This window comes from Acidaminobacter sp. QWL-03 (genome assembly GCF_058683855.1).
The window spans coordinates 49,703-63,408 of record NZ_CM178752.1 but is presented as its reverse complement, the minus strand read 5'-3'; the positions used below and the strand labels follow the sequence as shown (position 1 = coordinate 63,408).

Here is a 13,706-nt window from a genome sequence, read left to right as displayed (position 1 = left end):
CAGTGAGAAAATGGAGTTTAAAAATTTTTGTTATTATTTTTTTATATTGCAATATAAAAAATGCGCGTTTAATACAAGTTTTTATATTTCAAGTTAAATTCCGCCGATTCACACACCAGAGCCATTAAGGATTTACAGTATATTATCTTTTGTTGTGAGTGTTTCCAATAATAGAGATCATGACCTCTTGTGTTAAATCTAGTAGTACATTCCGGAAATATCTATGCAACAAAAAATGAATTATAAGCCTGAATTTTGCCAGCATGTTTTACGTTCTTTTGCATAGATATTTCAAGAATGTTGTACTAGATCAGCACTGCCATCACATCATTTCGCCTCTTTTCATAGAACACAATCCGCCACTCCACCTCGTCAACAGGTTCAAAGTGTAAAGCAGAGCAAGCTGTACGGCACTCACTTTCTCCGCTTCTGCTTATTTGGATGGCCGCTTGGCCGTTTGCACCGCCAATAATGCCTATACAAGCGCTATTGTCTGCCTGTGGCTCATTGAGACCGCCGTCCTTCTGCCTGGGTCGGTCGGAACGTACGCAATCAGTGACCATCAAGGCACTCTCAGGTAAATCAGGCGTGAGCGTATAAGTCATGACTATGAAATGCATTGGAAACTCTTGATTTTGGCAGCCAAAGTGCTCGGGGGATAGATTCTGTCTCTTATAGTCCTGTACGGTCAGGGTATGTTGTATCCCGGTAGTCGGGTGAGCGAAATCAAAGCGTTCACCCGTCGTTGATGCACGAAAATGAGGCCCTAGAACAGCGACCGGTTCCTGTAATAATGTGACGCTTAACGTCTTAATGAGGAGCTTTCGTTTTTTCATCCAAGGGAACGCAGCACGCCAGACTGCCCACCCATTTGTTGGATCAAAGCCGTAATGCTGGATCACACTCTTGGCTGCCAGGTCGTTATCTTCCGGATAACAGGGATTCCACGTAATGCCACAGCCATGGGCGAATGAATGGACCGACCCGTTCAACACTATTTTAGGATTTATATGAATGCTCAGCGGGTTGTCTGTCACGATTTGCATCCGCTTCTCCTCTGAAAAGTCAGCGCGATCATTCTCAATGGAGAGCTCCCATTTGTCTATAAAAGAGCGGATCCGCTCCGCCGGAACCTGCATGCAAAAGTCCATGACCAACCCTTTGCTGCAGATATAAACCGATGGGATGCGCCAGACTTCTTCACCCCAAACAAACTGTTTATCCAGGGCAATTTCCTTGCCGGCTCTTTCGCGGACATGATGCCCCCAAAAGTTGCCTTCAAAGTAAACTTTCCATTCTGGAGTCTTTGGCTCGGCTGGAACCCACTCATAGTAAGCCTCAGTGTATTTGATGCGGCTGTAATCAAACTCGGCCTGCAGCGCTTTTATATACTCAAAGGGCTGATCTATTGGTACGAGCCCAAACTTGTCGCTAATGGTATCCAGAATTGTCTGCTGTTCAGCAATGACAGGATTGTCCCGCAAAAAGGCATCAAACTGCGTCTGATCCATGAAGCTGACCTGTTCCAATACCACAGCATCTCCGCATGCCAGTAGGAGTCCCAGGAAGTCCTTAAAATTTCTCGCAAGTAGATGCACATAGTTTCCTGGGGTATTCATCGGGCTGACTGCAAACACCATCTCACCAAAACCGCGCACGAAGCAGTAATGAATACCATCAGCACCAGCCCAGCCAATGACTTTTGCACCTTTAGGCGTACAGAAGTAGTGGCTATCGCTCTCACCGCGGGCTAAGCCAATTATCGAACTGTCCATATTCAGTTTCTGATATCTTTCATATAGAGTTGCCATCATGACCTCGCAGCTAGTGACATGTATTTTTCGAACTGCTCTATGTTTTCGCTGTAAACATGTAATTTAATTCTAGACTTCTTCCCAACCGACTCCGAATTTCCTATCAATTTAACGGTTGTGGTTGATTTAGTTTTGGAATTTCCTTCGACTCGGGCCTCATCAGGTATACTCACATTGCCTCTGTAAAAGAAATGGATCACATTTTCTTTAATGTAGAAATCCATGTTCATTCTAAGAAGAACCAGCGACACAACCATGAAGGCCAGAACAAAGGAGGTAATCAGCGGCCCAATAAACCTCGGATCGACGTTTTCACGAACTGCCTCTGCAATATCGTTAAAAACCAAAGTGAATAACAAAGCAAAAACATAATAAGCATAGGTTTTCAAGCGAATTTGATTTGGTTTAATATTTCGTACGGCCACCTCCTTCACGTTCGCCTCTCGCAAAAATAACTTTTTCTTATATTCAATGAAAATTACAAGAAGGATCATGGGAAGAGCATAGACATAGTCTGTAATCATTTGTTATCCTCCATTCATCTCTCTTAGTGGTCAGTCACATGATTGTTTTTGTCACGAATTTTTTGAGTTAGCAAATCATCGCTTAAACACTAGCTATTCACTTACTCCCGAAGTATCTATAAAGATAGTCACTTTCATTGAAGTAAACATTATAAACTTGTCTATTATTCTCATTAAATATTATCATTTTTGTAGACAATTTCCAAATCGAATAATTAATTCTGACATCTTCTGATTCTATCCAAAATTTTACTTTTGGTGGTTGGGTCAAAACTTTCTGATCCTCATTAATCTGAGCCTTACTTAACTCAAACATAATTCCCAAGACTTCAGCCTGCTTTAATATAGAATTGATTTCTTTGTCGCCCTCTTGAAATCGAATGATGACTTTATTTTGTACATTGTATAAACAGCCTAGAACTATTAGAGAACTTAGAACCAAAAAAAGGAACAACAATTTTTTTCTCATGCTCAATCCCTCCCCTTCATACATAATAACGATCGAGGTGCAGGTTTTGTTACGGGGTATCCAAGAATGACCATCGGCAAAAACAAAACGAAGTCATAGTCGTTTAGAACGCCACCATTAAACAACACTTGAACTCACCCTGCTACTGATGATATACTTCATAGGAATCGTACAAAGACAGTTCATTCGCACCATCCTGTCTATAAACAAAACTAGGGCTTATTTTTATATTGTTTTTTTTGAAGCGATATTAAAGGAGGCATAGTTCATGCGTCCTTTTTTTGCGTTTAGCCCAAGGACTGCGTGCTGCTGTTATTTTACCAGACCTTTATTTTATCGAAAGGATGAAGTGCTCCGTGTATGTTTTAAAATCCGAACACAGCTTTGATTCAGCCCACTTCCTCGCCAATTACGAAGGCAAATGCCGCCAGATTCATGGGCACCGCTGGCGTGTCATAATTGAAATCATGAGTGCCAGCCTGAATACAGACGCGCAGTTAGATGGCATGATTGTCGATTTTTCAAAACTGAAAAAGGATCTTAAAGAAGAGGTCGATTATTTTGACCATGCGCTCATTATTGAAAAGGGTTCATTAAAACCTTCAACCCTCACCGCGTTGATCGATGAGGCCTTTCATGTTGTTGAAGTCGATTTCCGCCCCACTGCCGAGAGGTTTTCGAAATATTTTTACGACCGAATGACGAGCAAGGGCTATCAGGTTAAGTCTGCCACGGTTTATGAAACACCTACAAATTCCGCTTCCTATGAGGAGGATCCTCATGGCGCAGTATAAAGTGGTTGAAAAATTTGTGAGTATCAACGGAGAAGGGCCTTTAGCCGGTCAACTGGCAGTTTTTATTCGGTTTCAAGGGTGTAATCTTGCCTGTTCTTACTGCGACACCTCATGGGCAAACACAGAAAATGCCGCTTTTACACCTATGTCAGAGGTCGACCTCTACCGTTATATTAAGTCGACCGGGATCCAAAATGTAACGCTGACAGGCGGCGAGCCACTTCTCCAGCCTAATATTATAGAGTTGCTGACGCTGTTAACCTCTGATCTTGATTTGAACGTCGAAATTGAAACAAATGGGAGCATTGATTTATCCCCCTTCACTCAGATGAGCATCCCGCCCGTCTTCACCATGGACTACAAACTCCCGGGGAGCTTAATGGAATCCAGCATGCTGGTCTCAAATTTTGATCTGTTAACCAAAAGGGATACCGTGAAATTTGTCATTGGGAGTCTGGAAGATTTTAATGTTGCAAGGGACATCATTCACAGGCATGCACTCGTTGGAAAATGCAATGTCTACCTCAGTGCTGTCTTCGGAAAAATAAGCCTGAAGGAAATCGTTGAACTGATGAAGGACCATCACATGAACGGCGTAAACTTACAGCTTCAAATGCATAAAGTCATTTGGGATCCTAATGAGAAAGGCGTCTAATTTGTGGCGAAACCTCAAGGCGACGAAATAAAGTTAAAGGATGGTTATGAAATGAAAGCACTTGTACTCCTCAGCGGCGGCGTGGACAGCACCACTTGCCTTGGTCTGGCAGTAAATCGATATGGCCGTGACAATGTTGTGGCTCTGTCCATAGCCTATGGGCAGAAGCATTTAAAAGAAATTGAAGCAGCGCAGAAAATTGCGGCGTACTATCAGGTTGAACTCATGCAGCTAGATTTAGCAAAAATATTTGAGTCCAGTGATTCGACACTTATAGCGCACTCAGACAAGGAAATCGCAAAAGAATCCTATGCAAAGCAGCTTGAACAACTGGATGGGAAACCGGTCTCCACTTACGTGCCGTTTCGCAATGGTTTGTTTTTGTCATCGGCTGCCAGCATTGCCTTGTCCAAAAAATGCAGTTTGATTTTTTACGGCGCGCATAGTGATGACGCAGCTGGCAATGCGTATCCAGATTGCAGCGATGCTTTCAACGAAGCCATGAACCTGGCTGTTTTCATAGGAAGCGGAGAGCAGCTCAAGATTGAAGCGCCTTTTATCTCAATGTCCAAGGAACAAGTGGTTAAGACCGGACTTGACTTAAAGGTCCCTTACGAGCTGACATGGAGCTGTTACGAAGGGCAAGCCCAACCATGCGGACGTTGTGGAACCTGTCTGGACAGGATCGATGCCTTTGAGAAGAACGGTGTCCGAGATCCCCTTATGGACTTTTAATTTAAATCAAACAATAGCGCATACTCAGAACTTCAGTCTTGGGCGGTGCAAACTAAAACTCTATTGAAAGGACACGGTAATATGACAGAACGAAAAATTGTGGAATTAAGCGGCATCACACATTTAGGCAGCCAAGGGACAAAATATGACATGAACTATAATCCGTCTGTGCTGGAGACTTTTATCAATAAACATCCGGAAAATGACTATTTTGTTAAGTTCAATTGTCCCGAATTCACAAGTCTTTGCCCCATCACGGGACAGCCGGATTTTGCCACCATTACGATCTCCTATGTTCCTGGCATAAAAATGGTGGAAAGCAAGTCGCTGAAGCTCTATTTGTTTAGTTTTCGCAACCACGGTGATTTTCACGAGGACTGCATAAATAAAATTATGAAAGATCTGATAGCCCTGATGGATCCCAAATATATTGAGGTTTGGGGTAAATTTACGCCTAGAGGCGGCATCTCCATTGATCCCTACTGCAATTACGGAAAAGCGGGTACCAGATGGCAGGAAGTCGCCTTCAACCGGATGGCAAACCATGATTTGTATCCGGAGAAGGTGGACAACAGATAAAAATCAGAAAAACCATTCATTGCTTAAAATGGATCAGTCTGTGATCCAGTTTAAAGCGGTGAATGGTTTTTTCTTTGATTGCAGCTTTATTTGAAATCTGATGCAGTCCCTTCATCTCACAACATCAACGTTCGATCCGCAAGTGCTGAAGCATCTTTCGGATCATGGGTCACCAGGAGGGTTGTCATTCTTTGACTCTTTATTATAGTCTTTAAATCCTCCCTCAAATCCATGACCAATGCGCTGTCCAGATTGCTGAACGGCTCATCCATCAGCAGCAAATTCGGTTCTCTTGCCAGGGCTCGGGCTAAGGCGGTTCGTTGCTGCTGCCCTCCGCTGAGTTCATGGGGGTAGCGCTTCTCCAGTCCTTCAAGCTGAACCAGGCTGAACAGCGATTCAAGCTTTCGCTTATCTTTGACCTTCATTCCAAAGGCAATATTTTGAGACACCGTCATAAACGGGAATAAGGCATAATCCTGGAATACAAAGCCTACTTTTCTTTTCTCAACAGGAACGAAAATATCCCGGCTTTGCACAAGTTTTTCTCCAATGCGAATAATCCCTTCAGCGTTCTCTTCCAGTCCCGCAATGATCCTGAGCAATGTGCTTTTGCCACTCCCGCTCTTTCCAAGAATCGCGAGAATCTGCCCTTCCTGAACACTGAGAGCAAATTTCTCAAACATCCGTTCCCTTGAGTTTTTATACTGAAAGTTTAGCTGCTCTATAGACAAATTCATGGCTTCACCTCTTCCTGGGTCCTTTTATATTTTTTCTGATGAATACCCGCAAAGATCAAAAGCGCTGCGACACTGAGAGTGACAATCATCAGTGCCGGCACAGAAGCCTCCATAATGCGTTCGTCGTTGGCATATTCATAAGCACGGCTGGCCAGCGTATTAAAATTATATGGCCTCAGCAGTAAGGTCAGTGGCAGCTCCTTCAAAATATCGATAAAGGTCAGCAAAAACCCGGATATAAGAGACGTCTTGACCATGGGAAGCTCAACCTTCACCAGCGTATAAAATCTTCCTTTCCCAAGGGTTGATGCGGCTTCGCTATATTTAGTGCCTATTTTCGAAAATCCTGAGTGTACACTATTATAACCCGCAGCCATATAGCGCACGACAAAAGCATAGACCAGCAGCACGGTGCTCGTACTCAATAAAAGTTTTTTTGATTCGGGATTGAACAAGACATAGACCGGATAGAGCCATTTGTCCAAACCCACGAAAATGACCATGGCACCTATGGCAATGATTGCGCCGGGAATAGCGTACCCCATCTGAACTACTTGATCCATAAGTTTGCCTCTTTGATCGAACTGCCAGCGCCGCACTTGTACTATCAGCAGATTGATGGCCAAAATGATCAGACTGGCAAGGATACTATAGAATAAGGTGTTGTAAATAATTTGAAAGAGTTGATCCAACCTCACCAGACTATAGGACTTCACTGACCAGACAGCCATCTGTCCCACAGGGATCAAGAATACGACGAGAGAAACAATGAGGAGTCCCAGCGTGACGCCGTAGCGTAACATACCCTTTAACGGTATGGGCTCCAAAAGTCTGGGCTGTTGACCGGACATGTGATAGCGCCTTCGGCCGCGGTTGAAGCTTTCAAAGCCTTGAAAGACCACAATCAACAGCATCATATAAAACGACAGGCGCAGCGCCACCGCGGTGGTACCGGATCCAAACCAGGAACTGAAGATCGCCGAACTCACTGTGCGAATGTTGAAGTAGCGCACCACACCGTAGTCACCCAAAATTTCCATCATGATGAGGGTGAGTCCGCCGACCATCGGCAGCCGCACTAAAGGAAGGATCACTTTCAGAAAAATCTTGACGGGCGAATGGCCATGAACACGTGACACTTCAATCATCCCACCCGCGTGATGTTCCAAAAATGCGCGTACAGGTCCATACACATAGGGAAACAGTGTGATCGCATAAATCAGCACAGCACCCCGGAGATTCATAAGATCCAGATGCTCAGGTTTAAATGGGATTTCATAAGCCCTCAGGGTCCGCTGGATAACCCCCGTATAACCTGTCATGCCTGCGAACACATAGGCAGCTATATAGGGCGGTATGGCCAGCGGCATATAGAAAAACCACTTGAAAAACCGCTTCAAGGGGAAGTCAAAAAGAGCCACTGAAACTGCGGCCAAGACACCCAGCACTGCAGAAAAGAACAGCGAAAACACTATGAGATAAACGGTGTTGTAAACCGTATCCTTGAGTAAAAATTCCTTGAAATGCAGCCACTCCGGCGTCGCTGCCAGTTCAATTTTGAATAGTATTGCCAGCACCGGCAGACTGATCAAAATGAGACAGAGAAAGGCCAGCGATTTGACAGCGCCAACCTTTCTTCTTTTTTGTCCGAAAGTCATTACTTCCAGCCTGCTTCTGCAAGCAGCCTGACAGCCTCGGCATTTAACTCGCCCAGTCTGGAAAGATCAAGGGTTTGTTCTTTAAAGGTGCCCAGTGAATTCAGGAAGTCAGCTGCCGGTACACCGCTGAGCACTGGATACTCATAGTTCGCTTGTGCATAAGAGGTTTGCGCTTTTTCACTGGCTAAAAATTCGAGGAGTTTAACGGCGTTGTCCATATTTTTTGAACCATTGACTACCCCGCCGCCAGAGACATTAATATGCGTGCCATTTCCCTCTTGATCCGGGAAAAAGACGCCTAAGCCCTCTACCACTTTTTGCTCTTCAGGATCTGCGCCATTCAGCATGAGTCCCAGATAATAAGTGTTCATTATGGCAATGTCACCTTCGCCAGCAGCAATAGCCTTTGCCTGATCCCGGTCGCCGCCTTTGGGCTCTCTGGCGAGGTTTCGAACGATGCCTTCTGCCCAGGTTTTGGCTTCTGCCTCACCCACGGTTTCGATCAATGACGCAAGCAAAGTTTGATTGTAAATGCTGTCCGCGCCTCGAACGAGAATACGTCCCTGCCATTTCGAATCCGTTAGAGCCTCATAAGTGGAAAGTTCATCAGGATTTACACGATCCTTGGCATAGACAATCACGCGGGCGCGCTTTGTGAGGCCAAACCAGTGTCCATCCGGATCTCTCAAATTCTCAGGAATATTGGTGGTGAGCAATTCGCTTTCGATGGGCTGAAGCAGACCAGCGCTCTCTGCTCTGTAAAGTCGACCGACATCCGCGGTAATAAACAAGTCCGCTTCAGTATCTGTTCCCTCTGTCTTGAGACGCTCGATCAGTTCATCCGATTTGCCTTTGACTACATTGACCTGGATGCCAGTCTCCTCTGTAAAGCTCTGGTAGAGCAAATCATCCGAATCATAATGGCGATCTGTGTATAAATTTACGATTTGAGTCTCAGCTGATGCCTCCGCTGCAGGCGCCGCAGGCTCAGTGGCTGCCGGCACTGGTGCGCAGCCTCCAAGAAACAGGGCGGTGAGTATGGTAAGTGATGTAAGTGTTATTGCTCCAAATAATTTCATGTTGACCCTCCGATGTAATTGATAATGATTATCTTTTTCACATCGCAAGTATGGCATACAATAAAAACGACGTCAACCCTAAATCTAAACATGCTCGACTTTTTTCGACAATGTTGTGATAGTTATTAAAAACAATACAATTCCTAAACTGGACTGAAAGTGTTTGAAAATCTAACCTTTCTTGAGTGATTAATACGTCCGTCCCAGCATAATTTGTGAGATAATAAATTATTAAGCCCCCCAAGACATAGTCATGGAAATGCGCGTTGATCTAATCAATCCTATTGGAGTGAGCCCTATGAAGATTTCAACCAAAGGCCGTTATGGTCTGGAAGCTCTGGTGGACTTGGCGATGCATGCCTCAGAAGGTCCTGTCAGCATAAACAGAATTGCTGCCAGGCTAAGTCTGTCAGAGACTTACATCCTACAGATTTTTTTAAAGCTGCGGCGCGCTGGGATCATTGACAGTACCCGCGGCGTTAACGGTGGCTATGCATTGGCACTGCCTCCAGAATCTATAAATGTCCTGATGGTTCTGAAAGCCTTAGAGGGTCCATTGACGCCGGTGGACTGCATACTGCCCGAATCAAAGCTGCCGTGTGACCGAATAGAAAACTGTACCACAAGGCCCCTTTGGGAGGAAATGTACAATTTGCTCTCAGAAATCGCAGAAAATATCACTGTACAAGCCTTGATGAACTGCACCGAAGAGCTTGCGAGACAGGATGCCGACAGTCAACCCAGCGATCAAAAGAATGAATTAATTGAATATTTTTTATAATTCAGGATTGACAAACAGACGATCCTAATGTAATTTTATATAAATCCTATAGGAATAGTACGCTTAAATGAGGTGAACACTCATGAAGATTTCTACAAAAGGCAGGTATGGACTGCGCAGTATGATCGACTTGGCCGTCTATGCCACAGAGGGCCCGGTTAAGCTGAGTGCGGTCGCGGCCAGACAGGGAATTTCACTCAATTATCTGGAGTATGTGTTTTCCCTCTTAAAAAAGTCAGGGCTCGTCCTGAGCCTCAAAGGCCCAAACGGTGGTTATAGTCTGGCTAAGGCACCTGAGGAAATCACCATCGGCCAAGTGCTTCATGCACTGGAAGGTACTATTGACATTGCGGATGAACTTTCAGGCACAGCGTCAGACCAGCGCACCGCGCTTCAGCAGTGTCTTCATGAAACTGTTTGGGACAGAATGAATCAGGCGCTTCAGGGGCTTGTCGATTCCAGAACGCTGCGTGACATGGCGGACCATTACCGTGTCTCCAATCAAATTGGAGACGGACAATTTTACATATAACTATTTTTAAGTAAATCACGACAAATTATATAGGATAACTATAAAATCTACACATTTGACTGTTATGGTTATAGAGACAGTCAAAATATATCCGCTAATCACGACAAGTCTTATAGGTTTTATCAAATCAAGCGCCTTTTCCCCCTAAATACAGAACCAGGAGTGATGAAGATGATCCGACACGAACAACGCAGATATCACAGAAAGATCCAAGGCAGCAGCCATCACCACGATCATGGCCACGCCCACCCCCACGGGCATGAGCACACACATGACCATGACCATGAACACAAACACACTCATGCGGACCCTCAAGATGGGCGGTCCGGTACAGTCCATACCTCAACACCGCCGGTTAATGATTACGCTCAGGCCATAGCTGAATACAGAAAGACCTTCTCTACCAGGGAGGACGTCCTGAACCAAACTCCGGACCCTGCGGTCAGAGACATGTTGGTCCACTTTGAAAAGTCCGGCCTCGAGACCCCTTTAGATCGGTTCGACGCCCAAAAGCCCCACTGCAGCTTTGGAATGGCCGGTATTTGCTGTAAAAACTGCAACATGGGCCCGTGCCGGATCACGAAGAAAAGTCCCCGCGGTGTCTGTGGCGCCGACGCGGATTTAATCGTCGCCAGAAATTTGTTGCGGTGGGTTGCTGCAGGCACCGCATCCCATGGCGCCAGGGGCCGGGAAGTCATGCTGGCTTTAAAGGCTTCTGCCGATGGTCGTTTACATATGCCCATCGCCGGGGTGGACAAAGTGTTTAAAGCTGCGGCGCAGCTGGGCATTCTGACAGAAGGCAAATCAGTCGAAACCGTTGCCGGAGAACTCGCTGATTTATTGCTGGAGGACCTTTCCAGAGCTGTACCTTCCAAGCACAAAACGCTGCATGCTTTCGCAGCGCCGGAGAGAATTAAGGTTTGGGAATCTCTCGACATTATGCCAATCAGCGCTTATCACGAAGTGTTTGAGTCTCTGCACCGCACGGGAACCGGAACTGACGGCGACTGGCAGAATGTCATGAAGCAGCTTCTGCGTTGCGGATTGGCTTTTGCCTGGAGCAGTGTACTGGGATCTTCCATTGCTATGGACAGTCTATTTGGTCTGCCGGAGCGCAGCACAGTCAAATGTAATCTCGGCGGGATTAAGGAAGGCTACGTGAACATCGCGGTTCACGGTCACTCTCCGGTCCTCGTCAGCGAAATTGTCAAACAAGGCAGAAGTGAAGCGTTTATTCAGAAAGCCAGAGAGCAGGGCGCCCACGGCATTCAGTTTTATGGCATTTGCTGCTCTGGGTTATCTGCCATGTACCGATACGGCGGCGTGATTCCGTTGTCTAACGCCATTGGCGCTGAGCTGGTTCTGGGCACCGGAGCCCTTGATTTGTGGGTTGCGGATGTACAGGACGTGTTCCCTTCCATTATGGAAGTGGCCGCTTGCTTCAAAACAACGGTTGTGACCACAAGCGACTCCGGACGGTTGCCGGGTGCGGAACATTACGCCTATGACCACCACCACTCCAACTTGCACGAAACGGAAGCGCTGGCTCAAAAAATTATAGACAGAGCTATAGAGAGCTTTGCCTCAAGAAGAGATGTGCCAGTCTTTATACCACAGTATGAAGTGGACGCCGAGGTCGGATTCTCCCTGGAGTATGCGGTCAGCAGATTTGGAAGTATACAAGTGATCGCGGAGGCTTTGAAATCCGGTAAGATTGCCGGCATAGTCAATCTGGTTGGCTGCAACAATCCTAGAGTGGTTTATGAAAAAGCCGTGACAGACATCGCGCAAACACTCATTGAAAACAACTTCCTGGTGCTGACGAACGGCTGCGCCTCATTCCCTCTTCTGAAGCTTGGATATTGCCACACCTCAGCATTAGAGAAGACAGGCAGTTCCCTAAAAACCTTCCTTGAGCCAGATTTGCCGCCGGTATGGCACATGGGCGAATGTCTTGACAACGCCAGAGCTTCCGCTTTGTTTAAAGCGCTGGCAGACGCTTCCGGCAAAGATCTCAAGGAAATGCCGTTCGCTTTCGCCAGCCCGGAATGGTCTAATGAAAAGGGTGTTGGTGCTTCACTTGGCTTCAGGATGCTTGGACTAAATTCCTATCACGCCGTTCATCCTCCTGTTCATGGCTCAGACAACGTCATGAAGTACCTGTATGAGGATACCGGAAAGACACTGGGCGGCGTCATGGTCGTCGAGGTCGATCCGATCAAGCTTGGCGACAAAATCGTTCAGGACTTGAAAGCGCGCCGCAGCCAATTGGGCTGGGCATAGCCATAGAACTATTTACTCACACTAGATTGAAAGGGTGCAAACCGCATGAAGACACGAAAATTTCTCATTTTGCTAAGTCTTTTAACTTTGATGGTCGTAACCGCTGTCAGCCTTTCGGCTTGCAGTACCGATAAAGATTCCAAAAAAGCGACAGAGTCGCAGTCCCCTGCCCTTGTCGATGCGCCGGCACAACCAAATGACCCTGTCACAGTTAAAATTGGATATCTCCCAATCACTCATGCTTTGCCTCTTTTCGTCGAAGACGAAATTAAGGCGCTGAAGTCTGAAAACGTCAATTTGGAACTCGTGAAATTTGGCTCATGGACGGAACTCGTTGATGCCCTCAATACCGGAAACATTGACGGCGCTTCAATGCTGATCGAACTGGCCATGAAGGCAAAAACCCAAGGTATCGATCTTAAGGCTGTCGCGCTTGGCCACCGTGACGGCAACGCGGTTGTGGTCTCCAAAGAAATAAATAAGGTCGAAGATTTGAAGGGAAAAACTTTCGCGATCCCGCACAGCTTGTCCACACACAATGTACTACTGCATCTGATGCTCAAAAACAATGGCATGACTTATGACGATATCGAAGTGATTGAGCTGCCGCCGCCCGAAATGCCTGCCGCGCTTTCTGAAGGCCGGATTGCGGGTTATATCGTCGCAGAGCCTTTTGGCGCGAAGGCAGTTGCCGGCGGCGTAGGGAAAACCCTGTATGAGTCTGGGGACCTTTGGAATAATGCTGTATGCTGTGGCTTGATCCTCAGAAATGAGTTCATTGAGAAATATCCTGACGCCGCGGCAGCCTTTGTGTCGGATTACATCAAGGCTGGGGAGCTGGCTGAAGCCAAGGATGCGACCATCGGCGAAATCACCTCAAAGTATTTGAAGGTGGATCCTGATGTTTTGGAACTGTCGCTCAAGTGGATTTCCTACGACAACTTGAGACTTGAGGAAGCGGACTACAATCAGCTGGCATTCTATATGAAGGAAATGGGCTTGATCGAGACTCCGCCGGCCTATAGCGACTTTGTCGATACCAGCCTCGTAGACAGCATAAAGTGAG

14 protein-coding genes are annotated in these 13,706 nt (G+C 46.2%); 8 read left to right on the top strand and 6 right to left on the bottom strand.

What is annotated here, in order from left to right; genetic code table 11:
* Window positions 1-305: 305 nt before the first annotated feature.
* The 3 genes from AC4PHM_RS00270 to AC4PHM_RS00260 all read right to left on the bottom strand — a co-directional run bounded on the left by AC4PHM_RS00270 (window position 306) and on the right by AC4PHM_RS00260 (window position 2,807).
* Window positions 306-1,811, bottom strand: a complete 1,506-nt coding sequence (locus tag AC4PHM_RS00270; RefSeq protein WP_492018900.1) for a hypothetical protein — start codon at window positions 1,809-1,811, stop codon at window positions 306-308.
* A complete protein-coding gene (locus tag AC4PHM_RS00265) occupies window positions 1,811-2,338 on the bottom strand; it encodes a hypothetical protein (RefSeq protein ID WP_492018899.1) in 528 nt (175 codons plus the stop codon). The genes AC4PHM_RS00270 and AC4PHM_RS00265 overlap by 1 nt, the downstream gene beginning before the upstream one ends.
* Window positions 2,339-2,435: 97 nt before the next feature.
* Window positions 2,436-2,807 (bottom strand): hypothetical protein, encoded by a 372-nt coding sequence (locus tag AC4PHM_RS00260; protein WP_492018898.1) that lies wholly within the window; start codon window positions 2,805-2,807, stop codon window positions 2,436-2,438.
* A 356-nt stretch (window positions 2,808-3,163) separates the two neighbouring features.
* On the opposite strand from AC4PHM_RS00260, the gene AC4PHM_RS00255 reads away from it, so the two are divergent.
* The 4 genes from AC4PHM_RS00255 to queF all read left to right on the top strand — a co-directional run bounded on the left by AC4PHM_RS00255 (window position 3,164) and on the right by queF (window position 5,570).
* A complete protein-coding gene (locus tag AC4PHM_RS00255; RefSeq protein WP_492018897.1) occupies window positions 3,164-3,601 on the top strand; it encodes a 6-pyruvoyl trahydropterin synthase family protein in 438 nt (145 codons plus the stop codon).
* Window positions 3,588-4,256 carry a putative 7-carboxy-7-deazaguanine synthase QueE gene (queE, locus tag AC4PHM_RS00250; protein WP_492018896.1) on the top strand — a complete coding sequence of 223 codons (669 nt, stop codon included), beginning with the start codon at window positions 3,588-3,590 and terminating at the stop codon, window positions 4,254-4,256. The genes AC4PHM_RS00255 and queE overlap by 14 nt, the downstream gene beginning before the upstream one ends.
* A gap of 51 nt (window positions 4,257-4,307) precedes the next feature.
* Entirely contained in the window at window positions 4,308-4,991 is a 684-nt protein-coding gene (gene queC / locus AC4PHM_RS00245; RefSeq protein ID WP_492018895.1) for a 7-cyano-7-deazaguanine synthase QueC, read from the top strand.
* Window positions 4,992-5,072: 81 nt separating this feature from the next.
* Window positions 5,073-5,570 carry a preQ(1) synthase gene (queF, locus tag AC4PHM_RS00240; protein ID WP_492018894.1) on the top strand — a complete coding sequence of 166 codons (498 nt, stop codon included), beginning with the start codon at window positions 5,073-5,075 and terminating at the stop codon, window positions 5,568-5,570.
* Between the two features lie 116 nt (window positions 5,571-5,686).
* On the opposite strand, the gene AC4PHM_RS00235 is transcribed toward queF, so the two are convergent.
* From AC4PHM_RS00235 to AC4PHM_RS00225, 3 genes are read right to left on the bottom strand one after another with little or no spacing between them, the layout of a single operon-like run.
* Window positions 5,687-6,307, bottom strand: coding sequence for an ABC transporter ATP-binding protein (locus tag AC4PHM_RS00235; protein ID WP_492018893.1), 621 nt, complete (start codon window positions 6,305-6,307; stop codon window positions 5,687-5,689).
* Entirely contained in the window at window positions 6,304-7,965 is a 1,662-nt protein-coding gene (locus tag AC4PHM_RS00230; RefSeq protein WP_492018892.1) for an ABC transporter permease, read from the bottom strand. The genes AC4PHM_RS00235 and AC4PHM_RS00230 overlap by 4 nt, the downstream gene beginning before the upstream one ends.
* Complete coding sequence (locus AC4PHM_RS00225) at window positions 7,965-9,044, bottom strand: Fe(3+) ABC transporter substrate-binding protein (protein ID WP_492018891.1); 1,080 nt, start codon at window positions 9,042-9,044, stop codon at window positions 7,965-7,967. The genes AC4PHM_RS00230 and AC4PHM_RS00225 overlap by 1 nt, the downstream gene beginning before the upstream one ends.
* Before the next feature lie 298 nt (window positions 9,045-9,342).
* Between AC4PHM_RS00225 and AC4PHM_RS00220 the strand changes: the two genes are divergently transcribed.
* The 4 genes from AC4PHM_RS00220 to AC4PHM_RS00205 all read left to right on the top strand — a co-directional run bounded on the left by AC4PHM_RS00220 (window position 9,343) and on the right by AC4PHM_RS00205 (window position 13,705).
* Window positions 9,343-9,825 (top strand): RrF2 family transcriptional regulator, encoded by a 483-nt coding sequence (locus tag AC4PHM_RS00220; protein ID WP_291404812.1) that lies wholly within the window; start codon window positions 9,343-9,345, stop codon window positions 9,823-9,825.
* A gap of 82 nt (window positions 9,826-9,907) precedes the next feature.
* On the top strand, window positions 9,908-10,357 hold the full coding sequence (locus tag AC4PHM_RS00215; RefSeq protein WP_492018890.1) for an RrF2 family transcriptional regulator: 450 nt from the start codon (window positions 9,908-9,910) through the stop codon (window positions 10,355-10,357).
* 171 nt (window positions 10,358-10,528) lie between these two features.
* Window positions 10,529-12,640 carry an anaerobic carbon-monoxide dehydrogenase catalytic subunit gene (gene cooS, locus AC4PHM_RS00210; protein WP_492018889.1) on the top strand — a complete coding sequence of 704 codons (2,112 nt, stop codon included), beginning with the start codon at window positions 10,529-10,531 and terminating at the stop codon, window positions 12,638-12,640.
* Window positions 12,641-12,685: 45 nt separating this feature from the next.
* Window positions 12,686-13,705, top strand: coding sequence for an ABC transporter substrate-binding protein (locus tag AC4PHM_RS00205; protein ID WP_492018888.1), 1,020 nt, complete (start codon window positions 12,686-12,688; stop codon window positions 13,703-13,705).
* Window position 13,706 lies beyond the last annotated feature (1 nt).

What these genes read in the sequence shown, in the direction of transcription:
- queE (WP_492018896.1), top strand. Translation starts at nt 3,588, where the DNA reads ATGGCGCAGTATAAAGTGGTTGAAAAATTTGTGAGTATCAACGGAGAA.
- AC4PHM_RS00265 (WP_492018899.1), bottom strand. Translation starts at nt 2,338, where the DNA reads ATGATTACAGACTATGTCTATGCTCTTCCCATGATCCTTCTTGTAATT.
- AC4PHM_RS00215 (WP_492018890.1), top strand. Translation starts at nt 9,908, where the DNA reads ATGAAGATTTCTACAAAAGGCAGGTATGGACTGCGCAGTATGATCGAC.
- AC4PHM_RS00230 (WP_492018892.1), bottom strand. Translation starts at nt 7,965, where the DNA reads ATGACTTTCGGACAAAAAAGAAGAAAGGTTGGCGCTGTCAAATCGCTG.
- queF (WP_492018894.1), top strand. Translation starts at nt 5,073, where the DNA reads ATGACAGAACGAAAAATTGTGGAATTAAGCGGCATCACACATTTAGGC.
- cooS (WP_492018889.1), top strand. Translation starts at nt 10,529, where the DNA reads ATGATCCGACACGAACAACGCAGATATCACAGAAAGATCCAAGGCAGC.
- AC4PHM_RS00225 (WP_492018891.1), bottom strand. Translation starts at nt 9,044, where the DNA reads ATGAAATTATTTGGAGCAATAACACTTACATCACTTACCATACTCACC.
- AC4PHM_RS00270 (WP_492018900.1), bottom strand. Translation starts at nt 1,811, where the DNA reads ATGGCAACTCTATATGAAAGATATCAGAAACTGAATATGGACAGTTCG.
- AC4PHM_RS00220 (WP_291404812.1), top strand. Translation starts at nt 9,343, where the DNA reads ATGAAGATTTCAACCAAAGGCCGTTATGGTCTGGAAGCTCTGGTGGAC.
- AC4PHM_RS00260 (WP_492018898.1), bottom strand. Translation starts at nt 2,807, where the DNA reads ATGAGAAAAAAATTGTTGTTCCTTTTTTTGGTTCTAAGTTCTCTAATA.
- AC4PHM_RS00235 (WP_492018893.1), bottom strand. Translation starts at nt 6,307, where the DNA reads ATGAATTTGTCTATAGAGCAGCTAAACTTTCAGTATAAAAACTCAAGG.
- queC (WP_492018895.1), top strand. Translation starts at nt 4,308, where the DNA reads ATGAAAGCACTTGTACTCCTCAGCGGCGGCGTGGACAGCACCACTTGC.
- AC4PHM_RS00205 (WP_492018888.1), top strand. Translation starts at nt 12,686, where the DNA reads ATGAAGACACGAAAATTTCTCATTTTGCTAAGTCTTTTAACTTTGATG.